19 protein-coding genes and 1 pseudogene are annotated in these 24,101 nt (G+C 69.7%); 9 read left to right on the top strand and 11 right to left on the bottom strand.

From position 1 onward, the window contains the following. Together MFF61_RS26485 and MFF61_RS26480 are read left to right on the top strand one after the other, a co-directional pair. A partial coding sequence (locus tag MFF61_RS26485; RefSeq protein ID WP_238240688.1) for an integrase core domain-containing protein occupies positions 1-386 on the top strand: 386 nt, incomplete at its 5' end. A 387-nt stretch (positions 387-773) separates the two neighbouring features. Continuing rightward, on the top strand, positions 774-1,454 hold the full coding sequence (locus tag MFF61_RS26480; protein ID WP_238240687.1) for a spermidine synthase: 681 nt from the start codon (positions 774-776) through the stop codon (positions 1,452-1,454). Between the two features lie 374 nt (positions 1,455-1,828). Here the strand turns inward: MFF61_RS26480 and MFF61_RS26475 are convergent, their stop codons facing one another. Continuing rightward, positions 1,829-2,392: a LysR family transcriptional regulator gene (locus tag MFF61_RS26475; protein WP_238240686.1), complete on the bottom strand. Its 564-nt coding sequence runs from the start codon at positions 2,390-2,392 to the stop codon at positions 1,829-1,831. Between the two features lie 470 nt (positions 2,393-2,862). Between MFF61_RS26475 and MFF61_RS33930 the strand changes: the two are divergent. Further along, a pseudogene (locus MFF61_RS33930) lies at positions 2,863-2,997 on the top strand (hypothetical protein); the annotation flags it as partial. 135 nt (positions 2,998-3,132) lie between these two features. Then, positions 3,133-3,921, top strand: a complete 789-nt coding sequence (locus MFF61_RS26465; RefSeq protein WP_238240691.1) for an SDR family NAD(P)-dependent oxidoreductase — start codon at positions 3,133-3,135, stop codon at positions 3,919-3,921. A 303-nt stretch (positions 3,922-4,224) separates the two neighbouring features. Here MFF61_RS26465 and MFF61_RS26460 read toward each other — a convergent pair whose 3' ends face one another. The 4 genes from MFF61_RS26460 to MFF61_RS26445 form a co-directional block, all read right to left on the bottom strand. Beyond that, positions 4,225-6,537, bottom strand: coding sequence for a xanthine dehydrogenase family protein molybdopterin-binding subunit (locus MFF61_RS26460; protein ID WP_238240685.1), 2,313 nt, complete (start codon positions 6,535-6,537; stop codon positions 4,225-4,227). A gap of 581 nt (positions 6,538-7,118) precedes the next feature. Continuing rightward, positions 7,119-8,021 carry a 2-dehydropantoate 2-reductase gene (locus MFF61_RS26455; RefSeq protein WP_238240684.1) on the bottom strand — a complete coding sequence of 301 codons (903 nt, stop codon included), beginning with the start codon at positions 8,019-8,021 and terminating at the stop codon, positions 7,119-7,121. Positions 8,022-8,173: 152 nt separating this feature from the next. Next, entirely contained in the window at positions 8,174-9,142 is a 969-nt protein-coding gene (locus tag MFF61_RS26450; protein ID WP_238240683.1) for an alpha/beta fold hydrolase, read from the bottom strand. Between the two features lie 217 nt (positions 9,143-9,359). After that, on the bottom strand, positions 9,360-10,199 hold the full coding sequence (locus MFF61_RS26445; protein WP_238240682.1) for an aldo/keto reductase: 840 nt from the start codon (positions 10,197-10,199) through the stop codon (positions 9,360-9,362). 201 nt (positions 10,200-10,400) lie between these two features. Here MFF61_RS26445 and MFF61_RS26440 point away from each other — a divergent pair, with 201 nt between their 5' ends. The 3 genes from MFF61_RS26440 to MFF61_RS26430 all read left to right on the top strand — a co-directional run bounded on the left by MFF61_RS26440 (position 10,401) and on the right by MFF61_RS26430 (position 13,252). Further along, on the top strand, positions 10,401-10,604 hold the full coding sequence (locus tag MFF61_RS26440) for a DUF2934 domain-containing protein (RefSeq protein WP_238240681.1): 204 nt from the start codon (positions 10,401-10,403) through the stop codon (positions 10,602-10,604). Between the two features lie 128 nt (positions 10,605-10,732). Next, entirely contained in the window at positions 10,733-11,782 is a 1,050-nt protein-coding gene (locus MFF61_RS26435; RefSeq protein WP_238240680.1) for an alpha/beta fold hydrolase, read from the top strand. Between the two features lie 102 nt (positions 11,783-11,884). After that, positions 11,885-13,252, top strand: a complete 1,368-nt coding sequence (locus tag MFF61_RS26430; RefSeq protein ID WP_238240679.1) for a leucine-rich repeat-containing protein kinase family protein — start codon at positions 11,885-11,887, stop codon at positions 13,250-13,252. Positions 13,253-13,394: 142 nt separating this feature from the next. Here MFF61_RS26430 and MFF61_RS26425 read toward each other — a convergent pair whose 3' ends face one another. Together MFF61_RS26425 and MFF61_RS26420 are read right to left on the bottom strand one after the other, a co-directional pair. Further along, entirely contained in the window at positions 13,395-15,332 is a 1,938-nt protein-coding gene (locus MFF61_RS26425; RefSeq protein ID WP_238240678.1) for a PHA/PHB synthase family protein, read from the bottom strand. A 131-nt stretch (positions 15,333-15,463) separates the two neighbouring features. Continuing rightward, entirely contained in the window at positions 15,464-15,991 is a 528-nt protein-coding gene (locus tag MFF61_RS26420; RefSeq protein WP_283206038.1) for an Lrp/AsnC family transcriptional regulator, read from the bottom strand. 119 nt (positions 15,992-16,110) lie between these two features. Here MFF61_RS26420 and MFF61_RS26415 point away from each other — a divergent pair, with 119 nt between their 5' ends. Together MFF61_RS26415 and MFF61_RS26410 are read left to right on the top strand one after the other, a co-directional pair. After that, the gene (locus tag MFF61_RS26415) at positions 16,111-17,181 is read left to right on the top strand and encodes a 1-aminocyclopropane-1-carboxylate deaminase (RefSeq protein WP_238240676.1); all 1,071 of its coding nucleotides are present in this window, start codon (positions 16,111-16,113) and stop codon (positions 17,179-17,181) included. Positions 17,182-17,473: 292 nt separating this feature from the next. Further along, on the top strand, positions 17,474-19,084 hold the full coding sequence (locus tag MFF61_RS26410; RefSeq protein WP_238240675.1) for a GMC family oxidoreductase: 1,611 nt from the start codon (positions 17,474-17,476) through the stop codon (positions 19,082-19,084). Positions 19,085-19,108: 24 nt separating this feature from the next. Here MFF61_RS26410 and MFF61_RS26405 read toward each other — a convergent pair whose 3' ends face one another. The 4 genes from MFF61_RS26405 to MFF61_RS26390 form a co-directional block, all read right to left on the bottom strand. Continuing rightward, positions 19,109-20,623 (bottom strand): tripartite tricarboxylate transporter permease, encoded by a 1,515-nt coding sequence (locus MFF61_RS26405; protein WP_238240674.1) that lies wholly within the window; start codon positions 20,621-20,623, stop codon positions 19,109-19,111. 13 nt (positions 20,624-20,636) lie between these two features. Next, on the bottom strand, positions 20,637-21,095 hold the full coding sequence (locus MFF61_RS26400; RefSeq protein ID WP_238240673.1) for a tripartite tricarboxylate transporter TctB family protein: 459 nt from the start codon (positions 21,093-21,095) through the stop codon (positions 20,637-20,639). A gap of 35 nt (positions 21,096-21,130) precedes the next feature. Further along, entirely contained in the window at positions 21,131-22,129 is a 999-nt protein-coding gene (locus MFF61_RS26395; protein ID WP_238240672.1) for a tripartite tricarboxylate transporter substrate binding protein, read from the bottom strand. A 171-nt stretch (positions 22,130-22,300) separates the two neighbouring features. Further along, positions 22,301-23,920 carry a gamma-glutamyltransferase family protein gene (locus tag MFF61_RS26390; RefSeq protein ID WP_238240671.1) on the bottom strand — a complete coding sequence of 540 codons (1,620 nt, stop codon included), beginning with the start codon at positions 23,918-23,920 and terminating at the stop codon, positions 22,301-22,303. Positions 23,921-24,101: the final 181 nt, after the last annotated feature.

Genomic DNA, 24,101 nt, shown 5'->3' with positions numbered 1-24,101 from the left:
TCGTGCTGGACGCCCTGGAGCAGGCGTTGCACGAGCGCCGCCCTGTTCGAGGGGGCGGGCTCGTGCATCACTCGGATCGTGGGTCGCAATACCTCGCTCTGCGGTACACCGACCGGCTGGCGGAGGCCGGCGTGCAGCCTTCAGTCGGCAGTGTCGGGGACTCGTACGACAATGCTCTGGCCGAGACGATCAACGGCCTGTTCAAGGCCGAGGTGATCCACCGGCGCGGTCCCTGGCGCAGCGTCGAGGCAGTGGAGTTCGCCACCCTCGAATGGGTCGACTGGTTCAATCATCGCCGGCTGCTCGACCCGATCGGCAACGTGCCTCCCGCCGAGGCGGAAGCGCGCTACTATGCCCAGGCGCAGGAGCCAGCCCTGGCCGCCTGACTCAAACCAAACGGCCTTCGGGAAACCCGGAGCGGTTCACTTCCGCCACGATCCCGACGCTTACCTCGCTGCACTCGAACAGCAGGCACGACAGCAAACTTTGCCGTTCCAAAAAAATGTCGGAGTGGTGTTGGCCTTGGAGTCGCGTACTCCACATGGTCTGCATCACCCAGGGGGTATGCAGCCCGACATTGCCACTGGCCCCCTCCCCCACCGTCCTCGAAGGATCCTGCGGTCTGGCCAGCCTCTCGCCCGGCCAGGGGCCTTGTCCGGCGCTCAGTCCTGTGGCTTGCAAGGCGCGCTCCTCGGCCGGACCACCTGCCCCTTGATCGCTCAAGCCACTCTCCGCCTGTCCAATCCACCCTTTGACCATTGGAGGCTCGCCCCGTGACGCCATGGGTTCAGCTCGACACTGCCGTCATTCCCGGCGAGCGCGAGCCGATGCGCCTCATGCAGCGCGGCAGCGAGTACACGATCTGTGTCGGCGCGATCGAGCTGATGAATAATCGTGCCAGCACCTCCGAGACAGCCTTGGCCGCCCTCACCTGCGCTCGCCTCAAGGGCCGCCCCGCGGCCAGGGTGTTGATCGGCGGGCTGGGCATGGGCTTCACCTTGCGCGCCGCGCTCGACGCACTCGGGCCGGAAGCGCGGATCGTGGTGGCGGAACTGGTGCCTGCGGTCGTGGCCTGGGCCCGTGGCCCGCTGGCTCACCTGTTTGCAGGAAGCCTTGATGATCCGCGCGTCGAGATCCGAGAAGCCGACGTGAAGCGTGTGATCCAGCAAGTTCCGGCGTACTACGACGCGATCCTGCTCGACGTCGACAACGGACCCGAAGGGTTGACCCGCGTCGAGAATGATCGCCTGTACGACGTGTGGGGCCTGAAGCGGGCCCGTTACGCATTGCGCCCCCAGGGCATTCTGGGCGTCTGGTCAGGTGGGCCGGACCGGAAGTTCAAAGCTCGACTGCGCAACACGGGGTTTGCGGTCGACGAGATCCGCGTTCACGCCAATGGACGAAGCGGCCGCCGTCACGTTCTCTGGCTCGCGACGCACACGGATGCTCGCTAGAGCCTGCGATCCTCAACCGGGGCCAGCCGGGCCGTGCGGCGTGCTGTTGCCCTGCGCCTGCCCGGTGCATCAGGGTGCGGAAGCGGCTCCTGAAGATGCATCTCTGGATCGCGTGGCAGGATCGGCCGGCGCGGTATCGGGCTGTGGTGGTCGGAGAGCTTGCAGCCTGATCCCAGAAATCCACCGACCGGCGTGACCGCGCAGGCGACGTGGCCGCTGACCGTCTCGGTCACGCGGCGCTTGATGGCTGCGCTCCGGTGTCCACCGGCATCGGAAACGACGGTGCCCTGGATCTGGTCACTCTGAACCAGAGGGTGGCTCAGGGCCGACAACGTGTCCGCCTCTGCCAGAGTTCATCTCCTCCAGCTTTCGAATCAACGAGGCTCCTGAACAGTGAGGCCGCACGCCTCGATCATGATCTCACGCGTTCGTCCGAAGCCAATCGACCGTCGATCAGCAATCATGCGCCGGCGGCCCGGTTCATCTCGCCCTCGAGCCACCGGACGAGGCATCTCAGGTCGGCCCGGGATCGCAGCTGCTCGGCGATCCACAATGGCAGGCGGTGCGGTCCGGGAGTGAAACCGAACGGGGCCATGAGGTGCCCGGCGCGGACCTCGCCCTTCACAAGAGTACATCATGATCCTGGCTGAACAGGACAGCGTCAGCGGCCCGGGTTTGACGCGCGAGACGGCGAGGTGGATCTGGTCGAATGCCTCGCCCAGGCTGGCGGCGAGCTGGGCGCCTTCCTGAGTCAGCGCCACCGCGCGCGGCTGCCGCTGCAGCAGAGGTAGCCCGAACTGCGCTTCGAGCGCCTTGATGCGGTGGCTCACCGCGCGGTGCGTGCCCCCGAGTTCGCTCGCCGCTGCGCTCATGCTGCCGAGCCGGGTCGCGACCTCGCAGGCCCGGGGGGCGTTCAGCGGCAAGCGCGCGAGCGGCACGACGGCGTATCCTTCCGGCGACCGAGAGAGCCCGGGCGCAGCTGTGAGTTTTCCTCACGCATCGCTACGCCGATGTCGCATGTCCCGCACCAGCGCCTCGGGTAACCTGCCAGGACCACCAAGAACGGCCAGGTCAGGAAACGGCGAGCAATCCGGTGCGGGACGGCCTGTGGATCGGACGCCCGCGTCTGGGCATCGTTTCACCAATCGCTGCATCGCGCCACGGCGCGGCCGTCGTTCGTCGCGGATGGCGCCGCGATGGGCGCGGGCGAGAGTTCCCGTTCGCGAGAGCCCGCGCCCTCGGCGGCCTGGGGGAACGGTCACGGGAGGAAGACGATGTCAGCGATGGCGTCCGCGACCGATCTGCGCGCATCCGAGGGCCAAGCCGTGCCTGGAGCGGGGCGAACCTGGCTCGCCAGTCTGGAGCGCGGCTTCGGCATGCCGATCGAGGGCCGGCCCTCCTCGTCTGCATGGACAACTCGTCCAACCACGGCTTCCGGCAGACGACCTCCTCGACGAAGCCGATCCGCACGCCCGACGACGTCGGCGGCTTCAAGATCCCCGTGCCTCCCTCCCTGCTCTGGACCTTGCTATGCAGGACGCTCGGGACGGCCCCGCTACTAGGACTGGCACAAGCGCTACGGCGACGGGGCGTCGGCGCTGCTCGCATCGACCACGGGCAAGCTCGGGTGAGCGGCGCCCCTCACCTCTCGTCACACGCCAACAATCGGATCGTCCGCATGCGTCTTCAGGACAAGGTCGCCATCGTGTTCGGGGCCGGCTCGGTCGGACCCGGGTGGGGCAACGGCAAGGCCACCGCCGTCACCTTCGCGCGCCACGGCGCCCGGGTGGTCTGCGTGGACATCAACCGCGAGGCCGCCGAGGAGACCGTGCGGATCATCGCGCAGGAGGGCCACCGCGCGTCGGCCGCCTCCTGCGACGTGACCGACTCCGCCGGTGTCCGGGCCGTGGTGGATGCGGTTGCGGAGCAGCACGGCCGCATCGACATCCTGCACAACAACGTCGGCTACGCTCAGATGGGCGGCCCCGTCGAACTCGACGAGGCGGCGTGGCACCGGACGCTCGACCTCAACGTCACCGGCTGCTTCCTCACCTGCAAGCACGTGCTGCCGCACATGCTGGCGCGGCAATCGGGGGCGATCGTCAACGTCTCGTCGATCGCGGCGGTGCGCTACACCGGCTATCCCTATGCGGCCTACTACGCCGCCAAGGCGGCGGTGAACAACTTCACCCTGGGGCTCGCGCTGCAATATGCGCGCGACGGCATCCGGGCGAACGCCATCATGCCCGGGCTGATGAACACGCCGCTGATCTTCCAGCAGATCTCCGGCCAGTACGCCGATGCCGCCGAGATGGTGAAGGCCCGGGACGAGGCCTGCCCGATGGGCCGGATGGGCACCGCCTGGGACGTGGCCAACGCCGCCCTGTTCCTCGCCTCCGACGAGGCCGCCTACATCACAGGCGTGAGCCTGCCCGTCGACGGGGGCCTCTCCGGCCGCGCGTCGTGAGCCCGATCGCCCTCGCGGAAGCCCTTCCGGGCCCGCGCTTCGGCACATCGCCGGCACGCGGCAGCTCGCGGGCGGCGCCCGCGCCGGCACCACGGTGCCGGAGCCCGTCGACGGTTCGCGAGTCCGCAAGGGGCTCGGCTTCGTGCCCGACTACCAGCCGCTCACCGCCTGGGACGACGCCGAGAAGCGGCGGCGCGGCGAGTTGCCGTGAGCCCCCGCCCCACCCGTCCGCACGGCCGACGCGGGACGGCGGCCGTCGCCCTCGTCCCCCGGATCCGCAGCGGATCCCCGCGAGGAGACGCCTCAGGCTGCGGCCCGACGCGTCGCCCGCAGGGCCGCGAAGATGCTGGCGGGTGTCGCCGGCATGTCGATGTCGCGGATGCCCGCGCCCCGGTCGAGGGCATCGACGACCGCGTTCATCACGGCGGGACAGGAGCCGATCGAACCCGCCTCGCCGGCCCCCTTGATGCCCAGCGGGTTCGTGGTCGAGGGCACGTTCTTCGTCTCGAAGTGGAAGGACGGAACGTCCTCAGCCCGCGGCAGGCCGTAATCCATGAAGCTGGCGGTGAGGAGCTGCCCCGCCGTGTCGTAGACGGTGCGCTCGTGCAGCGCCTGTCCGATGCCCTGCGCCACCCCGCCGTGCACCTGACCGGCGAGGAGGAGCGGGTTCACGGTCAGGCCGAAATCGTCGCACACCGTGTAGCGCAGGATGCGGGTCGTCCCGGTGTCGGGGTCGAGTTCGACCTCGGCGACATGGGTGCCGTTCGGATAGGTCGCGCTCGGGGGCACGAAGTCGCCGCGCCCGGTCAGCATCGCCGCGGTGGCGCGCGGGAGCGCAGCCAGAGCCGCGAAGTCGAGGGTCCGGTCGGTGCCGGCGATGCGCACGGCGCCCTGCGCGATCTCGATGTCGCCGATGCCGGCCTCGAACTCCTCGGAGGCCAGTTCCTTGATCTTGCGGGCGAGATCCTTCGAGGCGGCGTCGACGGAGATGCCGCCGACCGGGATCGAGCGCGAGCCGCCGGTGCCGGCGCCGGTCGCGACCTGCGCGGTGTCGCCCTGCACCACCCGGATCCGCTCGAGCGGAAGGTCGAACTGCTCCGCGGCGAACTGCGCGTAGGCGGTGGCGTGCCCCTGCCCGTTCGACTGCGTGCCCACGTAGACGGTGACGCCGCCGTCCTTGTCGAGGGTGATCCTGACGTCTTCGCCCTCGCCCCAGGCCGTGCACTCGATGTAGGTCGCAAGCCCGATGCCGCGCAGGCGGCCGGCGCGATGCGAGTCCTCGCGGCGCACCTCGAACCCGGCCCAGTCGGACGCTTCCAGGGCGCGGCCCAGATGCGCCGCGAAATCGCCGGTGTCGTAGGTCCGGTCGCCGATCGGTGTCGTGTACGGCATGGCATCCGGCGGGATGAAGTTGCGCAGGCGGATCTCGGCTTGGCCGAGCCCCGTCTCGCGCGCGGCCCGGTCCACGAGCCGCTCGACGAGGTAGGCCGCCTCCGGCCGGCCCGCGCCGCGATAGGCATCCACCGGCACCGTGTTGGTGTAGACGCCGCGCACCCGCACGTGCAGCGCCGGCGTGCGGTAGACGCCGGTGAGCATGGTGGCCCCGAGATACGGGATGTAGGGGCCGAACTGCGACAGGTAGGCGCCGAGATCACCCACCACGTCGAAGCGCATGGCGAGGAAGCGGCCCTCGCCGTCGAGCGCCACCTCGCCGACCGAGAGATTGTCGCGCCCCTGCGAGTCGGCGAGGAAGTGTTCGCCCCGGTCCGAGACCCACTTCACCGGCCGGCCGAGCAGGCGCGCCGCCTCGGCCGCGAGCGGGTACTCGCGGTACGTGAAGGTCTTGGTGCCGAATCCGCCTCCGACGTCGCCGGTGATCACGCGCAGGCTCTCCTTCGCGACGCCCAGCACACCCGCGAGGGTGTCGCGCAGGCCGTGCACCCCCTGGCTCGGGATGGTGAGCGTCAGGCCCCCCGTCGCGCCGTCCGACTCGGCGACGACGCTGCGCGTCTCCATGTAGTTCGTCACGACGCGCTGGTTCTCGAGTTCAATGCGCACGACCCGCGCTGCCGTCCCGAAGGCCGCATCGGTGGCGGCCCTGTCGCCGAGGCTCGCATCGAAGGCGACATTGTCCGCCGCTTCGTCCCAGACGCTCGCCGCACCGCTCGCCAGGGCCTTGCGGATGCCGACCACCGCCGGCAGGACCTCGTATGCGATGCCGATCGCCTCCACGGCGTCCCGGGCCTGCGCCAGGGTCTCGGCCACCACGAAGGCGATCGCGTCGCCAACATGCTTCGCGGTGTCCCTCGCGAGCACCGGGATGTGGGCGAGATGGTTCTGGCTCCCGTCATCGTTCGGGACCGGGGCCTGACACTTGATCGCGCCGAGATGCGCGACGTCGGCGGCGGTGAGCACGAGGTGCACGCCGGGCATGGCGCGGGCCGTGTCGAGGTCGGTGATGCGGAAGCGGGCATGGGCGTGCGGGCTGCGCAGCAGGGCCGCGTGCAGACAGGCCTCGGGGACGTGGTCGTCGCCGTACCGCCCGGCGCCCGTGAGAAGGCGCGCATCCTCGACGCGCCGCAGGGGCTGGCCGATGCCGAACTTGGTGATCGTCATGTGACCTCGCAGGACGATGCAAGCGTTGCCGATCCGGAACGACGCCGGGGAATGGCCGACCGGACCGCGCTCCGCGCGACGCAGGCCGGCGGTCGACCGCACGGCGCGTCGGCACGGACGACGCGCCGCGTCGGACGACGAGCGCGCGCAAGCCTGCGTCCGTGGATCGGCATTCCTCCCGGGCCGGCCGAACGGGCGAGCCGGTTGTTGTATCGGACCCTACCACATCGACCGGGGAGCGTCTGCGGGGAAGGCTGGCCGAATTCACGCCATACGGGGATCGATCGCGGGTCCGGGCTCGGCAAAATTCTTGACGTCGCGCCGATGGCGGATGCCAGCAGGTGCAAACGCTTCGTCATGTCGAGGCAGAACAGATTCCGTGAGGAAGCAGATGCCGGGATCTGGCGCGGATTGTACCATCCGTACGGCCGAGTTCGGCTGATGGACACTTCGGCGCTTCGCTTGATGTGTCACCCTACCTTTGGGACAGCGGGGGTGGTCGGTCTCCCGGAGACCGGCGCCGCGAGCCTTCGTGAGCCGGACGCGGATCTCCGTCGCGGTCAGGCGCTGAGGCGCGGGGGTCAGGCACTCCCGTCCAGGGGATGGCCGCTCGCCCCGACGAGCAGCGCCAGGACGGCGCGGTTCAGCGGCACGTCGATCCCGTGCCGCCCCGCGGCTTCGACCACCGCGCCGGAGATGAAGTCGTGTTCCAGCGGGCGCCCGGCCAAGCGGTCGTAGAGCATCGAGGACCCGCCCCGCCCCATGCGGGCGTAGCTCGCCAGGATCCTCTCGCCGTCCTCGGCCGCGATCCGCGCGCCCTCGGCGCGGGCGACCGCGATCACCTCCGTCATGAGATCCCGGGCGAGGGCCTGCACGGCGGCTTCCGTGAACACGGTCATCCGCCGCAGGGTGAGCGCGGTGATCGCGTTGGCAACGGCGTTGCTGAGCAGCTTGCGCCACGCCGTGGTGACGAAGTCCGCCTCGCGCACGATCTCGAAGCCGGAGCCGGCGAAGATCTCCGCGAAGGCGCCACCCTGCTCGTCGGCCGGCACGTGCATGCGGGCACCGCCATGATGGACGATGCGGCCAGGCGCCGTGCGCTCCACGGCGCAGTAGATGATCGTCGGCAGGAGGGCCGCGCCCGGCGGCAGGTACGGGGCGGCGCGGCGGGCGTGATCGACGCCGTTCTGGATGACCGCCACCGTGGTGCCGGGGCCCGCCAGCGTCGCGAGCCAGGGTGCTGCCCCCGGGATGTCCTGCGCCTTGGTGGTGAGCAGCACCCAGCGCACCGGTCCGACCGCCGCGGGGTCCGCGGCCACGGGCACCTCCACGGCGCGGGTCTCGCCGCCCTCCGTCACCTCCAGTCGGTCGAAGGCGGTGCGGACGCACAGCGTCGGCCGGTGTCCGCCGCGCGCGAGGGCGCCCGCGAGGTAGCCGCCGATGCCGCCGCTGCCGATGATCGCGATCCCGCTCAGCTCAATCATGTCCGCTCCCGGCCGCGCGTCCGGGCACGGACCGGGTCGTGCAGGGAGAACCGGGCGGGCGGCGAGGCACCTCGTGCCGCAGGCCGCCTGTCCTGTCGAGGCGTCTGCTCGAAGCGGCATCGGCCCCGGCCCCTGCGGCGCGACGGGTGGGGTCAGCGCTTCGCCACCTGCCTGTCGAGGAAGGTGCGGATGAGGGGTGCCATCTCGTCGAGCTTGTCCTCCAGCGCGAAATGGCCGGTGTCGAGCATGTGCAGCTCGGCCTGGGGCAGGTCACGGAGGTAGGGGTAGGCTCCTTGTTCGGGGAAGATCTTGTCGTTCTTGCCCCAGATGATCAGCGTCGGCGGCTTGCGCGTGCGGAAGAATTCCTGGAACTGGGGGTAGAGCGGCACGTTCGTGCGATAATCATAGAACAGGTCGAGCTGAATGTCCTTGTTGCCGGGACGGTCGAGCAGGGCTTGGTCGTGGACCCAGTTGTCCGGACTGATGCGCGAGATGTCCTTCACGCCGTCGGTGTACTGGAAGATCGTGGTCGGGAGCGTGACGAGGCCGGAGAGCGCCTCGCGGCTCCTGGCGCTCCCGTCGGCCCAGTAGGTCTTGATCGGGTCCCAGAACTCCCGCAGGCCCTCGTCGTAGGCGTTGCCGTTCTGGACGATGAGGCCTCTCACCCGGTCCGGGTGCTTGAGCGCCAGCCGGTAGCCGACGGGCGCGCCGTAATCCATGACGTACATCGCGTAGGATGTGGCACCGATGCGGCTCAGCAGCCCGTCCAGCAGGTCGGCATAGCGTCCGAAGCCGTAGGCGAAGGCCGTATGGGCGGGCGCGTCGCTCTGGCCGAAACCCGGGTAGTCCGGTGCGATGACGCGATACCGGTCGGCGAGCGTCGGGATCAGGTTGCGGAACATGTGCGACGAGGTCGGGAATCCGTGCAGGAGCAGCACGACCGGTCCGTCGACCGGGCCCGCTTCGCGATAGAAGATCTTCAGGCCGTCGACCGTCGCGGAGCGGTAATGGACCGTGACCGGCGCGTTGGCCGCAATCGTTTGCGCCGGGTCCGCCTTGGCCTGAGGCGGAAGGATGGTGCCGGCCGTAGCCAGCATCAGGGACAGCAATAGCCGTTTCATGGATGGTCTCCTGTGCGAGGCGTCGAAGCACGTCGTCGCCCGTTGGAGACATCATCAGTGTTCAGGTGGGATGCGTTAATCGTCAGAATGAACAACGCATTATTGCCGACAGTGGAACAATGGCGGCAACCTTGCGCTGCCGTCAGGGTCGACACTGTTGCGATGGCGCCCGTCTGCGACGCGGCACCGACCCTCGCCGTTCCGAAGCGAGGCCGGCTCAGAGCATCGGAAGGCTGCGCGGCTTTGGGCCGCGCGGAAAGGCCGCCTCGATCCGCTCCACCTCCGCCGGGGTGAGATGCAGGGTCCCACCGCCCGCATTCTCCTCGGTGTGAGCCGGGTCCGATGCCTTCGGGATGCTGAACAGGCCGTCGTCTCGCGTCAGGAAGGCGAGCGCCACCTGCCGCGGGGATGCCGCGTGCGTCGCCGCGATCTCGGACAGCACGCGTCCGCCCGCGGAGGCCGGAGCGGGAAAGCGGCCGTGGCCGAAGGGCGAATAGCCGACGACGGCCACGCCGTTCCGCTGGCACCAGGGTAGAACCGCATGCTCGATCGCCCGCTCCTCGAGATGGTAGAGAACCTGATTGCAGGCAATCCGCCCCGGCCCCGCCAATGCCAGCAGGGCATCGAGATCCTCGACGTCGAAGTTGCTGACGCCCCAGGACAGGATCTTGCCGGCTTCGCGAAGCCGTTCGAAGGCCGCCACGGTGTCGGCGAGCGGGATGGAGCCCCGCCAGTGCAGCAGGTAGCAGTCGAGCCGGTCGGTGTTGAGGCGGGCGAGCGAACGCTCGCAGGCGGCGACCGCGCCCTTCGCCGACGCGTTGTTCGGGAGGACCTTCGAGACGAGGAAGACCTCGTCCCGCATGCCGCTGATCGCCTCGCCGACGACCAATTCGGCGTCGCCGTACATCTCGGCGGTGTCAATGTGGGTCAGCCCGAGGGCGATGCCGCGCCTCAGCGCGGCCACCGCCGTCTGCGGCTCGGCCTCGTCGATGTACCACGTCCCCTGACCCACGACCGGGACCGGCCGGTCCGACGGTCCGAAGCGGTGCTCACGCATGGCGGTCTCCTGTCTCAGGTCTCGCCGGCCATATCCGGGCGGGCTGCGGTGCGCCGGTCAAGCCCCGCGTCGGGCGTCTCGCGGACCCCACGCCGTAGACGGCAACGACGTCAGAACCCGTGCCCCGGTGCCCGAGTTGCCGCTCCGGGTCATCCCTGCGGGAGGACCCGCTCCGACCGGCTCAGGATTGGGCGAGACGCGATGACGACCCCGGGCGACATCACCTTCGAGCAGATCCGCGCTCGCGCCTACGACCTCTGGGAACGCAACCACCGGCCCGACGGCTTCGAGATCGTGTTCTGGCTGATGGCGGAGCGAGAACTCAGGGCCGAGCGTGACAGAGAGCAAGCACAGATCAGCTCAGATGAGGCCACGCACCCACACCCTGCGCGCAAGTGTTCGTGACAGCAACATGTTCGATAGTCGCAACCTGAAGGGCCGGACATCCAGCCGAACAGGATGGCGCAGCCTCCGGCATGACGGAACAATCGGCGGTTCCTCGGCTTGGTCCAGCCCGGACCGAGCGAGGATGCATGCACGTCGACAACGCCTTCACCACGACCCCGCCTAAGACACCCCGGAGATGGCTGACGCACGCCCTGATCGGCTCGGCCGCCGCTCTCGGCGCCTCGGCGTTGTACAACCTCAAGAAGGCCCGGGAGGCCGAGCGGCGTCACCCGCCCGTCGGGCGCTTCATGACGGTCGACGGCGTGCGTCTGCACTACCTGGAACGGGGGCAGGGCGAGCCGTTGGTGCTGATCCACGGCAACGGCACCCTGATCCAGGACTTCCTGGTCAGCGGCATCGTCGACGACCTCGCCAAGCGTCATCGGGTCATCCTCATCGACCGGCCCGGCTACGGCTACAGCGCGCGGCCGCGGGCTCTCTGGACACCCAGGGCCCACGCCACCCTGTTCCAGACGGCTTTGGAGCGTCTCGGGGTGTCGCGCGCTGTCGTGCTCGGGCATTCGTGGGGCAGCCTGGTCGCCGTCGCGCTCGCGCTGCAGGCGCCCCACCTCGTGCGCAGCCTCGTGCTCGCCTCGGGCTACTACTATCCCACCCTGCGGGCCGACGTGGTCCTGTTCTCGCCGCCGGCGATCCCGGTGCTCGGCGACGCGATGCGCTACACCGTGTCGCCGTTGATCGCTCGCCGGATCCTGCCGGGCCTGATCAAGGCGATGTTCGCGCCCGCCGACGTGCCCGCGCGATTCGACGCGCAGATGCCGAAGGCGTTGATGCTGCGTCCCTCGCAGCTCCGGGCTGCGGCCGAGGATGCGGCGCTGATGACGCCCGTCACGGTGGAGCTTCAGGCGCATTACCGCGATCTGACGCTGCCGGTGGTGATCATCACGGGCGCGGACGACCAGATCGCGGATGTCCACCGGCAATCGGAGCGGCTGCACCACGAACTCGCCAACAGTGAATTCATCGCCGTACCGGGCCAGGGGCACATGATCCATCATCTGGCACCGGATCAGGTCGTCAGAGCCGTCGAGCGTGCGTCGGCGAGGGCGCCCGTTCCGGATTCCGACCGGACGAGGACCAGAATCCGGCCTGCCGAGGTGATGTCCGCGGTGGCGTGATACGAGGGCATCCGGGCGGCCCTGATCGCGGGTCCGGAGGTGGCGCCTCGTCGAGCGTGCCGGGCGCGGTCATCGCCCTAGCCAGTCCACGACGGAGTGGCTATGCGCGCCGTGACGAGGCCCCGTTCCCGGTACTCCCCGATCGTGTCAGCCGAAGCTGCAACTCTGCGCACCCTCAAGGCCCTCCGCGCAGGAGAACTCGCCGGCGCTCGGGAACTCCGCCTCGGGCCCGGCTTGGCTGAATTCCCGCGCGAGATCCTGGGCCTCGGCGACAGCCTCGAACTCCTCGATCTCACTGGTGCCGGGCTCACGGCACTGCCCGATGATCTCTGCCGCTTGCGAAAGCTGCGCGTCCTTTTTTGCTCAGGGAACCGCTTCGAGCGGCTTCCGCCCGTCCTCGGCGCGTGTCCGTCGCTCAGCCAGATCGGGTTTCGGAGCGTCGGCATGCGCGAGGTGCCCGGGGAGGCCCTGCCCCCTTCGCTGCGCTGGCTGACGCTCACCGATAACCTCATCGACCGATTGCCCCGGGCCCTCGGCGAGCGCCCTCACCTCCAGAAGCTCATGCTGTCGGGCAACCGCTTGCGGGCGCTGCCGGATGAACTCGCGGGCGCCCCAAACCTCGAACTGCTCAGGATCGCAGCCAACGACTTCAGGGCGCTGCCGCCTTGGCTGGTCGACCTGCCCCGCCTCGCCTGGGTGTCGTGGTCCGGCAATCCTTGCGAACCGCCGATGGAGGCGAGCGCCATCCCGGACGTGCCCTGGGACCACGTAGCGTGCGAGGAGCGCCTGGGGGAAGGCGCGTCGGGCTGGGTGCACCGCGCGATCTGGTCTCTTCCGACCGGTGAGCCGCCCCGCGACGTGGCGCTGAAGCTGTTCAAGGGGGCGATGACGAGCGATGGCCTGCCCGAGCGCGAGATGGCGGCCTGCCTCGCGGCGGGGAACCATCCTCGTCTCACCGGGGCGCTCGGGCGCCTGAGCGGACATCCCGAAGGGCTCGAGGGCCTGCTGATGCCCCTGATGCCGTCCGGCTGGCGCGTCCTCGCCGGGCCGCCGAGTCTCGCAAGTTGCAGTCGCGACACGTACGATCCCGGCCTGACGCTCACGCGGGAGAGCGCGCTGCGCATCGCGTCGGGCGCGGCGTCGGGTGCGGCTCATCTTCACGCGCGCGGCGTGCTGCACGGCGATCTCTACGGCCACAACATCCTGTGGGACGGCCGGACCGGCGAATGCGTGCTCAGCGACTTCGGTGCGGCCTCTGCCTTGCCCGGCGGCGCGCGCGGATCCGCGTTGCAGCGGATCGAGGTGCGAGCCTGGGGAATCCTCCTCGGTGAGCTCCTGGCGCGGATGCCGGAGGGGCATGACGTGCCGGCCCTCCGCAGGATCGCGCAGCTCTGCATCGACCCGGACCCGCGCTCACGTCCGCTGATGAGCGACGTTCTCGCGATGATGCGACCTCATCGTCCGGATTGACGGCCGGAGGGGCGCCGATCGCGGCGCGACGATCCGGCGAGGCCGAGATCGTCGCGACCGTTGTGGCCGTCCGCCGGCAGAGCGTCGGCGGCGACTGGATGGCGCGGGCCGGACCGGCACGACAGACTCCTTGCGGCGAGCGTCAGGTTTGCAGCACGTAGCTGCCCGGCGCGTCCTCCAGGGGCGGGTGCCGCGTGCTGCCGAGCGACGGCGGTGCCGTCAGGGGGCCGGACCGTGCCGCGAGCCACGCCGACCAATCCGGCCACCAGCTCCCGCTGTGCCGCTCGGCGCTCTTCAGCCAGTCCTGCGGCGTCGCGCTCGGGCTGCCTTCCGGGGCGGTCCGGTATTCGCCCTTCCCGCCCGGCGGGTTGATGATGCCGGCCACATGGCCGCTCGATGCCAGGACGTAGCGCACGGCGCCGCCGAACAGCTGCGAGATGCGCCATGCCGAGTCCCACGGCACGATGTGGTCCTTCTCGCACCCGACCGCGTAGGTGTCCTGCCGGATGCGGCCGAGATCGATGGACACGCCCTTGAGGCTGACCTTGCCCGGCACGATCAGGTTGTTCTCGACGTAGGTGTTGCGCAGGTACCAGCTATGCGCCGCACGGGTCATCCGCGTGCTGTCGCTGTTCCAGTAGAGAAGATCGAAGGCAGGCGGCCTGTTGCCGAGCAGATAGTTGTTGACGACGTTCGACCAGATGAGGTCGTTCGAGCGCAGCAGGTTGAACATGTTGCTCATCGCCCGGCTGTCGAGGTAGCCGCGCTCCATCATCTGCTGCTCGACGAGGTCGAGGGTCGGCTCGTCCATGAACACGGCCGTGTCGCCAATCCGCGAAAAATCCTGGGGCGAGACCATGAAGCTCGCCGCCCTGAACCGCGCATCGCCCTTGGCCGCCAGAACGGCGAGCGTGAGTGTGAGCAGTACCCCGCCGATGCAATAGCCCATCGCGTTCACCGTCTCGCTTCCGGTGATCTCGCGGATGACCTCGCTCGCGGCCAGCGGACCGAGATCGATGTAGTCCTCGATCCCGGTCCCGTCCATCGAGGCGTCGGGGTTCCGCCACGAGATCAGGAACACCGTGAATCCTTGGGACACCAAGTACCGCACCATGCTGTTCTTGGGCTGCATGTCGAGGATGTAGTACTTGTTGATCCAGGGCGGGATGATGAGCAGCGGGACCTGCCGGACCTGTTCGGTGGCGGGCGCATACTGGATCAGCTCCATCAGCGCATTGCGGTGGACGACCTTGCCGGGCGTGAGGGCGAGATTGCGGCCGGGGGCGAAGGCGTTCGCATCGACCATGCTGAGGCGACCGGCCGCGATGTCCTCGGCGAGGTGACGGGCGCCGTCGACCAGGCTCGCCCCGCCGGTCTCCAGGGCCTTGCGCAGGGCGACGGGGTTCGCCGTCAGCACCAGCGCCGGGCTCATCGCATCGACGAACTGCCGCAGGTGGAAGGTGAGGCGCTGCCGCTCGGCCGGGTCGAGATCGTCGATGTCGCCCCGTTCCAGGAGCCAGTCTGAGGCGAGGAGATAGAGTTCCTTCAGGGCGAGGTAGGCCGGGTTGGTCCGCCATTCCGGGGCGGCGAACCGCTTGTCGGACCGGCCTGTGGGGGCCGGGTCCGGGGCGAGCCCGAACAGGCCGAGCCAGTGCCGCCCCGCCTCGTCCCAGGTGGTGAGCAGCGACCGCCACACGCCCTGGCCGAAATCGAACAGGGAGGCGGCCGCCTCGGACCTGTTCATCGAGCGGAGCCAGACCGTCCGCAGCGCCCAGGCAATTCCCGCCCAGTCGATCGGCACCACCTCCCGCAGCGGATTGGCGTTCCAGATCTGGTCGATCGAGCGCAGCAGGGGATCCTCGGCCAAGCGACGGGCGAGCGCATCCTCGGCCAGCAGAACCGGCGGCAGGGCGGCCGGCCAGACCGGGGGCTGGAGCGCCTGCGGCGCCGTCGACATCTGCTCCATCCAGCCTGTCCAGAGGCTCAGCATCTGGTCGGGGCTGTGCAGCGGGTGATCGCTGCCGCTCGCGGCCGTCGCGGACGATGGCGTCGTCCCCGAGCCGGTGATCTGGTCGGCCATGACGTTTCCTCCGATGTCGTCTCTTGTTTCGTCGCGAACGCGGGTGCGTGGCGTCGGTTGCTGCCTCCTGTGAACGCGGCGACCGGCCGGGCCGATCCGGGCCGAACCTTCGCCTCGTGCCGCCGCGCAGGTCAGTCGAGCGCGGCCTCGAGATCGATCGCCGTCTCGTACTTCACGCGGTTCAGGTTGAAGCTGGTGCGAAAGCGCCGGATGTTGTGTTCATTGGCAAGCACCTCGCGCACAAACGCATTGTAATGCTCCATGTCGCGGCAGGCGACGACGAGCAGGTAGTCGCTCTCGCCCGAGATGAAGTAGCATTGCTGCACGACCTTCTGCGCCGCCATCTTGCGTTCGAAGGTGGCGAGCACGTCCTCCCGCTGCCGGTCGAGCTCCACGCTCACGAAGGCGATCAGCGTGTTGCCCACCCGCGCCGGATCGACGATCGCCACCTCCCGGCTGATGAAGCCGTCGTCGTGCAGGCGCTTCACGCGCCGTGAGCACGGCGCCGGCGAGAGGCCGACCCGCCCGGCCAGCTCCAGATTGGTGATCCGGCTATCCCGCTGGAGAAGATCGAGAATCTTTCGATCGATGCGGTCCAGCGCGACGGCAGGCGGAGGGGATTGCGGCGAGGAATTGCTGCGAGGAGGCGATTTTCGCATTCCGATTGCTCATGGTCGGGATCTAGGAGCAATCCAACGATCATGAATTGCTCACAATCACAACCCGCCGCAATCGGGGATCGCGTAGACTTGAGGCTCCTCGAAGAACGGGTGCACCCATGACCACCGCGACTGCTCCCACCTCGGCCACGGGCGCCGACCGACCCGGAACGCTGCGGCTCGATCGCTTCGCGCGTCACCCGCTCACCTTCGGGCCGAGCCCGATCGAGCGCCTGGACCGGCTCACGGCCCATCTGGGCGGCCGGGTCGAGATCTTCGCCAAGCGGGAGGACTGCAACTCGGGCTTGGCCTTCGGCGGCAACAAGACGCGCAAGCTCGAATACCTGATCCCCGAAGCCCTGGCGCAGGGCTGCGACACCCTCGTGTCGATCGGAGGCGTGCAGTCGAACCACACGCGCCAGGTCGCGGCGGTGGCCGCGAAGCTCGGCCTCAAGTGCCGCCTCGTGCAGGAGAACTGGGTCGACTGGTACGACGGCGTCTACGACCGGGTCGGCAACATCCTGCTCTCACGCATCCTGGGCGCCGACGTCCGCTTGGTCGAGCAGGGCTTCGACATCGGCTTCAGACCGTCCTGGGAGGAGGCCATGGAGGAGGTACGCCGGGCGGGGGGCAAGCCCTACGCGATCCCGGCCGGCGCCTCCGATCACAAGCTGGGCGGTCTCGGCTTCGTGCACTGGTCGGAGGAAGTGCGGGCGCAGGAGGCCGCGCTCGGCTTCAGCTTCGATTACATCGTGGTCTGCTCCGTCACGGGCTCCACCCAGGCCGGCATGGTGGTCGGCTTCGCCGCCGACGGCCGCGCCGAGCGCGTCATCGGCATCGATGCCTCTGCGGCGCCGGCGACGACCCACGACCAGATCAGGCGGATCGCCCAGCGCACGGCGGAACTCGTCGGTCTCGGCCGCGACATCACCGAGGCTGACATCGTGCTCGACACGCGCTTCGCCGCCCCGAAATACGGCCTGCCCTCCGAGGGAACGCTCGAGGCGATCAGGCTCGCGGCCCGGCTCGACGGCATGCTGACCGACCCCGTCTACGAGGGAAAGTCGATGCACGGCATGATCGAACTCATCCGGGAGGGCACGATCCCGGCGGGATCCCGGGTCCTCTATGCCCATCTCGGCGGCGTGCCAGCCCTGAACGGCTACAGCTATCTGTTTCGCAACGGCTGAGCGCGAGCCTCGCCGGAGCAGGACCCGATCGCGGCGCGCGAAACCTGCTCCCGATCCCTGACAGTACCGCTTCGCCTGCGGCGGGCTGGCGATCACGTCGTCGTCCGATGCTCCACGCTTCAATGGATCACCGCCTCGCGGTCGTCAGCCGCCCCATGCGGGTCGCCGTCGGCCAAGCGCCCCGTCGCACGCGTCCCCGCCGCCTTCGGCGCAGGCCCGGCCCGTCGAGCCCGGCCGCAAAGCCGCGCTGCCCGCCCGACACGCTTCCCACACGCGAAAGGACTTTTCCGAGATGAACAGCGATTCCTCCGCCGACGGCGATTTCCTGCGGCGAGCCCACGACAATCAGACGCGGCTCACGGCCGATCTGCAGAGCCATTACGACTTCATCGTCTGCGGAGCCGGAGCGTCGGGCTCGGTGGTGGCGCGCCGCCTCGCCGAGAACCCGCAGGCGCAGGTCCTGCTGATCGAGGCAGGCGGCAGCGACGAGGCCGAGACCGTGCTCGACCCTGCCCTGTGGCCGGCCAATCTCGGCAGCGAGCGGGATTGGGGGTTCCAGGCCGAGCCCAACCCGCACCTGAACGGTCGCGCGCTGTCCATGTCCATGGGCAAGGGGCTCGGCGGCGGGTCCAGCATCAACGTCATGGTGTGGGCGCGCGGGCATCGGAGCGATTGGGATTTCTTCGCCTCGGAGACGGGCGATCCGGGCTGGGGCTACGAGGCCGTCCTCGACCTCTATCGGCGAATCGAGACCTGGCGGGGCACCCCCGATCCCCGCTACCGCGGCAGTTCCGGCCCGGTCTGGGTGCAGCCCGCCCCGGATCCGAGCCCGCTCGCCCACGCGATGCTCGACGCGGCCCGGGACCTAGGGATCCCGACCTTCGACCACCCGAACGGAGAGATGATGGAGGGGGCCGGAGGAGCGGCGATCACCGACCTCACGATGCGGGACGGCCGGCGGCATTCGCTCTACCGGGCCTATCTCCGCCCCTGGCTCGATCGCCCCAACCTGACGGTTCTGACCGACACGACCGTGCGCCGGGTCAGGATCGAGGGGCGGCGCGCGACCGGGGTCGAGATCCTGCGCGGGGGCCGGACCCTGACCATCGGGGCGCGCGCCGAGGTCGTGCTGTGCCTCGGCGCGATTCAGACGCCGAAGGTGCTGATGCATTCGGGCATCGGGGATGCGGCCGACCTCGCCCGCCACGGGATTCCGGTGGTGCAGCACCTGCCCGGCGTCGGACGCAACCTGCAGGACCATGTCTCCTTCGGCTGCCTCTGGGAGTACGCGGAGCCGCTCGCACCCCGCAACAGCGGCAGCGAGGCGACGCTCTACTGGAAGAGCCGTCCCGACCTCGACTCGCCCGACCTCCTCTTCTGCCAGGTCGAGTTTCCGGTCCCGAGCGAGCGGACGGCGGCGCGGACCGTGCCGGCCCATGGCTGGACGATGTTCGCCGGTCTCGCGCATCCGGCGAGTCGCGGCCGCCTGCGCCTGCGGAGCGCCGATCCGCTCGCGCCGCTCGCGATCGACGCCGGCATGATGTCGGATCCTGCCGATATGAGGACCGCCCGCGCCTGCGTCGAGCTGTGCCGCACCCTGGGCAACGCGGCCGCGTTCCGGTCGCTGGTCCGCCGCGAGGCCCTGCCCGGCGACCTCAGGGGCGCAGACCTGGAGGACTTCGTCCGCGACGCCGCCGTGACCTACTGGCACCAGAGCTGCACGGCCAAGATGGGACGGGATGCGCTCTCCGTCGTCGACGGCGCGCTGAAGGTCTACGGGATCGACGCCCTTCGCGTCGCGGACGCCTCGATCCTGCCGCGGGTGACGGCCGGCAACACGCAGGCGCCCTGCGCGGTCATCGGGGAGCGGGCCGCCGCGATGATCCGGCAGGCGCACGGCTGAGCCTGCGGCGCGAGCCGGGTCGGCTCACGGCGCGGACGAGCCGCCCGGAAGGGGAGCGGAACCGCGCCGGCGCCACAGGAAGAGGATCAGCGGGGAGAGCCAGACCAGGATGGTCAGGATGCCGAGCCCCGCCGCGATCGGTCGCTCGAAGAAGGCGGCGAGGTCGCCGTTCGCCTTGATCATCGAGGTGACGAAATTCTCCTCGACCATCGACCCGAGCACGATCCCGAGGATGGCCGGCGCAACCGGGATGCCGTTCTCCTCCATGACGAAGCCGAGCACCCCGAAGGCCAGCATCACGACGACGCCGAACACGCTGTTGTTCACCGCGAAAGCGCCCACGATGCAGAAGATCAGGATGCAGGGCATCAGGATGTGGCGCGGCACCCGCAGGATCTCCTTGGCGCCCTTGATCGCCGCCCAGCCAAACGGGATCATCAGGAGATTGGCCAGGATGAAGATGATGAACACCGCGTAGATGTTCTGCGGGTTGTTGAGGAACATGGTCGGGCCGGGATTCATGCCCTTCATGTAGAGGACGCCGATCACCACGGCCGTGATGCTGTCGCCCGGAATGCCGAAGACCAGCGCCGGCACCCAGGCGCCGCCCAGAGCCGCATTGTTCGACGAGGTGCTCTCGATGATGCCCTCGACGTGGCCGGTGCCGAACTTCTCCGGTGTCTTCGAGAACCGCTTGGAGACGGCGTAGCTCACCCAGGCGGCGATGTCGGCGCCGGCCCCGGGCAGCGCGCCGATGATCGTGCCGACGATGTTGCCGCGCAGCTGCTGCGGCCAGTACTGGACGAACAGGCGGCCCCAATCCTGGAACAGGCTGCCCCGGATGAGCTGCGGCACGCCCGCGAGCCGGATGTCGGCGACCACCGCCCGCAGCACCTCCGAGACGGCGAAGAAGCCGATCATCGCCGGGATGAACTCGATCCCGCCCATCAGGTCGACGTCGCCGAAGGTGAAGCGCGGCACGCCCGCCGGATTGTTGAGGCCCACCGTCGAGACCAGAAGGCCGATGAACAGGCTGACCAGCCCCTTGACCGGATTCGTGGCCCCGATGAACACACCGCAGGTGAGGCCCAGCAGGGCGAGCCAGAAATACTCGAACGAGGAGAACTTCAGCGCGGCCTCGGCGAGCCAGGGGGCGGCCACGATGAGGATTGCGGTGCCGAACAGCCCGCCGAGCGCCGAGAAGAACAGGTTCGCGCCGAGCCCGAGTTCGGCCTGGCCGTTGCGCGTCATGGCGTAGGCCTCGTCCGCGTAGGCGGCGGAGGCGGGCGTGCCGGGGATGCGCAGCAAGGCGGCCGGGATGTCGCCGGCGAAGATCGCCATGGCCGAGCAGGTCACCATCGCGCCGATCGCCGGGATCGGCTCCATGAAGAAGGTGATGGGCACCAGAAGCGCGATCGCCATCGTGGCGGTGAGCCCCGGCGTCGCGCCGACGAACAGCCCGAAGGCCGAGGCGAGCACCATCACGCTCAGGACGTCCCAGCGCAGGACGAGCTCGAAGGCTTGGCCGATCGCGTTCATGTCGAGCCGGAGGTCAGAGCCACAGGAGCCCGCGCGGCAGCGGCACGAGCAGGAGGGAGCCGAAGCTCTTCGCCACGACCAGCGCGACGAGGGCCGCGACCAGGGCTGCGACCCACCAGCGCCCGCCGAGGAGGACAATCAGGGCGAAGAGCACGACGAACGCGACCGGCAGGAAGCCGAGCGGTTCGGCGGCGGCGATGTAGAACAGGATGAGGAGCAGCGTGGCCGATAGCCGCCCCCAGGCCGCCGGCGAGCGCATCCAGGGCGCCGGCGTAACGGCGCCCTCCCAGTGGCGCAGGCCCGCCAGCGTCAGCGCGAGCCCGCAGCCGCCGAGCCCGCAGGCGACGAGCATCGGGAACACGGCCGCCCCGTAGCGTTGCCCCGGCACGTCGGGCAAGGTGCGGGCGGAGAGGAACACCGCGACCGCGAGCGCGAGGAGCAGACCCCCGATCACCGCATCGTTGAGACGCATCGTCCGGCTCCTTGGCGCTCACGCGGAGCGGACGCTCATTTGGCGATGCCGACCTTCTTCATCACCGCGCCGAGATCGGCGTCGCTCTTCTCCCAGAAGGTGCGGAAGTCGCCTCCGGCGGCGTACCGGATGCCGAAGCCGCGCCCGCCCATGAACTCCTTGTAGTCCTTGCCGTTGTAGATTTTCTCCAGGGCCGCCGTCAGTTTCGCGGCGATCTCGTCGGGCAGCCCCTTGGGCGCCACGACCCCGCGCCACGCGCCGATGGCCCAGGGGCTCCCCGTCTCCGCCTTCAGGGTCGGCACGGTCGGGAAGATCGGGTTTGGCGCCTCGTCCATGATGGCGAGGCTCTTCACCCGGCCGGCCTCGATGAGCGAGCGCGCCTCCGGGATCGAGCACGGCACGATCGTGACGCCGCCCGCCACCAGATCCTGCAGGCCGGGCGCCGCACCATTGCTCGGAACCCAGGGGACCGAGGCCGGATCCGCGCCGAGGCTGTCCAGCATGCCGGCGATCGCGAGGTGCCAGATGCCGCCCTGGCCCGTCCCGGACGCCTTGTGCTTGCCGGGATTGCTCTTGATGTCCGCCAGGAGGTCCTTGAGGGTCGCGTAGGGCGCGTCCTGCCGCACCTGCACACCCGCCGGATCGAGGTTCATCAGGGCGATCGGCGTGAAGTCCTTGTGGGTGAGCGGAGTGAGCCCCTGCCAGTGGAGCATGGCGATCTCCACGGTGGCCAGCCCGAGGGTGTAGCCGTCGGGCGCCGCCCTGGCGATGGCCGTGTGGCCCACCACGCCGTTGCCGCCGACCCGGTTGACCACGTTGACCGGCTGCCCGAGTTCCTTCTCCAGCAGCGAGCCGATGATGCGGGCCGTCGCATCCGTGCCGCCGCCCGCGGCCCAGGGCACCAGGAGGGTGATGGGCCGCTCGGGCCAGCCGGCGGCCTGAGCCGGCGACGACCCCGGACTGCCCGCGATCGCCAGGACCGCCAGACATGTGGCGGCACGCAGCAGCCCCAGCACGGAACGGCGCAGGACCATCGACTTCCTCCCCGAGTTATTGCGGCGAGCTTATCGGTCCTGAGTCGTTTGTCACCCCATTGGTCGACATCCGAGCGGAGCCACCTCTGGCTTTTTCCAGGCCTTAGACAGCGACTGATGCAGCCTCGCGGATCACGACGGACGTGCGCGGCGGAAGCCCGGGGCGCGTCGTCAGCAGACGACCGCCTGCCCGTCGCGCCGCGGATCGCTCGCCGCGACGTAGCCGTCCTCATCCGGATCGCCCATCCGCCAGATGAACTGGCCGGCGCCGAAATCCTGGTAGCTGTCGTTGATCACCTCGATGCGATGGCCGCGATCGGTCAGCGCCCGCACCGTCTCGGGCGGCATGGTCGATTCGGCGTTGAGGCTCAAGCCCTCGTTGACGCGCCAGCGCGGCGCATCGCAGGCGGCCTGAGGGTTCTGGTGGTAGTCGAGCATCCGCACCAGCGTCTGCACGTGGCCCTGCGGCTGCATGTTGCCGCCCATCACGCCGAAGCTCATCACCGGTGCGCCGTCCTTGGTGAGGAAGCCCGGGATGATGGTGTGGAAGGGCCGCTTGCCCGGCGCCACCACGTTGGGGCTGGCCGGATCGAGATGGAAGCCGTAGCCGCGGTTCTGCAGGCTGAGGCCCCATTCGGGCACCACGACCCCCGAGCCGAAGCCCATGAAGTTCGACTGGATGAAGCTCACCATCATGCCCGAGGCATCCGCCGTGGTGAGATAGATGGTGCCGCCGCTCGCCGGGTTGCCGGGGCCGAAATCTTGGGCCTTGGTCCGGTCGATGAGCCGGCCACGCGCCGTCAGGTAGGCCGGATCGAGCATCTGCGCGGGCGTGACCGTCATACCCGAGGGGTCGGCGACGTAGCGGTAGGTGTCGGCGAAGGCGAGCTTCATCGCCTCGATCTGCAGGTGCTGGCTCTCGGCTCCGTCTGGCGGCAGGGCGGCGAGGTCGAAGCCTTCGAGGATGCCCAGCGCGATCTGCGCGGCGATGCCCTGCCCGTTCGGCGGGATCTCGTGAAGCGTGTAGCCGCGATAATCCTTCGCGGTCGGCTCGACCCATTCGGGCCGGAAGGCGGCGAGATCCGCCACCTTCATGGCCCCGCCGTGCTCCGCCGCGTGCCGGGCCGTCGCCTCGGCGATCTCGCCCTCGTAGAAGGCCCGGCCCTTGGTGGCGGCGATCGCCCGCAGCGACCGGGCGATGCCCGGCAGCCGCACCCGCTCGCCGACCTCGGGCGCGCGGCCGCGGGGCAGAAACACCTCGGCGAAGCCCGGCTGGCCGGCGAGATCGGCCACGCGGGCGGCAGCCGCCCATTTCTGCTGCACGACGATCGGCGCGAGATAGCCACGCTCGGCGATCGCGATTGCCGGCTCCAGCAGGTCGGCGAAGGGCAGGCGCCCGAAGCGCTCGCTCAGGGCGACCCAGGCTGCGACCGCGCCCGGCACCGTCACCGAATCCCAGCCGCGCATGGGCGGCCGCGCCCTCTCCCCGTACTTGCGGCGGAAGTAGGCGGGGGTCCAGGCGGCGGGCGCGCCGCCCGAGGCGTTCAGCCCGTGAAGCCGCTGGCCGTCCCATAGGATGCAGAAGGCGTCCGAGCCGAGGCCGTTGCTGCACGGCTCGGTGATGGTCTTGGCCGCCGCCGCCGCGATGGCGGCGTCGACCGCGTTGCCGCCCCGCCAGATCATCATGAGCCCGGCCTGCGCGGCGAGCGCGTGCGAGGTCGCCACCACGTTGCGCCCGAAGATCGGCATGCGCAGCGAGGGATAGCCGTGGTTCCAGACGAAGGGCTTCATCGGGTCGCATCCGTGGGTGGCCGCCCTGCACCGCAGGGCTCGGCTGGCGGTTCCGGATCCTGTTGCGCCGTTCCGCCGGGCCGCACAAGCCGTGCGGCCGACACCGCTTCTTGGCACGGTTGGTGCTTGGAACACGGTGTGCCACAGGGCCGCCCTCGCGCGGCCTTGACGGGCCGGTCCC

The organism is Methylobacterium isbiliense, assembly GCF_022179325.1.
Taxonomy (GTDB): domain Bacteria; phylum Pseudomonadota; class Alphaproteobacteria; order Rhizobiales; family Beijerinckiaceae; genus Methylobacterium; species Methylobacterium isbiliense.
This window is presented reverse-complemented; position numbering and strand designations above follow the sequence as displayed.

Coding starts and splice junctions, on each gene's coding strand:
- MFF61_RS26455 (WP_238240684.1), bottom strand. CDS start 8,021: ATGATTGAGCTGAGCGGGATCGCGATCATCGGCAGCGGCGGCATCGGC.
- MFF61_RS26415 (WP_238240676.1), top strand. CDS start 16,111: ATGACCACCGCGACTGCTCCCACCTCGGCCACGGGCGCCGACCGACCC.
- MFF61_RS26405 (WP_238240674.1), bottom strand. CDS start 20,623: ATGAACGCGATCGGCCAAGCCTTCGAGCTCGTCCTGCGCTGGGACGTC.
- MFF61_RS26390 (WP_238240671.1), bottom strand. CDS start 23,920: ATGAAGCCCTTCGTCTGGAACCACGGCTATCCCTCGCTGCGCATGCCG.
- MFF61_RS26465 (WP_238240691.1), top strand. CDS start 3,133: ATGCGTCTTCAGGACAAGGTCGCCATCGTGTTCGGGGCCGGCTCGGTC.
- MFF61_RS26445 (WP_238240682.1), bottom strand. CDS start 10,199: ATGCGTGAGCACCGCTTCGGACCGTCGGACCGGCCGGTCCCGGTCGTG.
- MFF61_RS26430 (WP_238240679.1), top strand. CDS start 11,885: ATGCGCGCCGTGACGAGGCCCCGTTCCCGGTACTCCCCGATCGTGTCA.
- MFF61_RS26450 (WP_238240683.1), bottom strand. CDS start 9,142: ATGAAACGGCTATTGCTGTCCCTGATGCTGGCTACGGCCGGCACCATC.
- MFF61_RS26460 (WP_238240685.1), bottom strand. CDS start 6,537: ATGACGATCACCAAGTTCGGCATCGGCCAGCCCCTGCGGCGCGTCGAG.
- MFF61_RS26435 (WP_238240680.1), top strand. CDS start 10,733: ATGCACGTCGACAACGCCTTCACCACGACCCCGCCTAAGACACCCCGG.
- MFF61_RS26395 (WP_238240672.1), bottom strand. CDS start 22,129: ATGGTCCTGCGCCGTTCCGTGCTGGGGCTGCTGCGTGCCGCCACATGT.
- MFF61_RS26425 (WP_238240678.1), bottom strand. CDS start 15,332: ATGGCCGACCAGATCACCGGCTCGGGGACGACGCCATCGTCCGCGACG.
- MFF61_RS26440 (WP_238240681.1), top strand. CDS start 10,401: ATGACGACCCCGGGCGACATCACCTTCGAGCAGATCCGCGCTCGCGCC.
- MFF61_RS26420 (WP_283206038.1), bottom strand. CDS start 15,991: ATGCGAAAATCGCCTCCTCGCAGCAATTCCTCGCCGCAATCCCCTCCG.
- MFF61_RS26400 (WP_238240673.1), bottom strand. CDS start 21,095: ATGCGTCTCAACGATGCGGTGATCGGGGGTCTGCTCCTCGCGCTCGCG.
- MFF61_RS26410 (WP_238240675.1), top strand. CDS start 17,474: ATGAACAGCGATTCCTCCGCCGACGGCGATTTCCTGCGGCGAGCCCAC.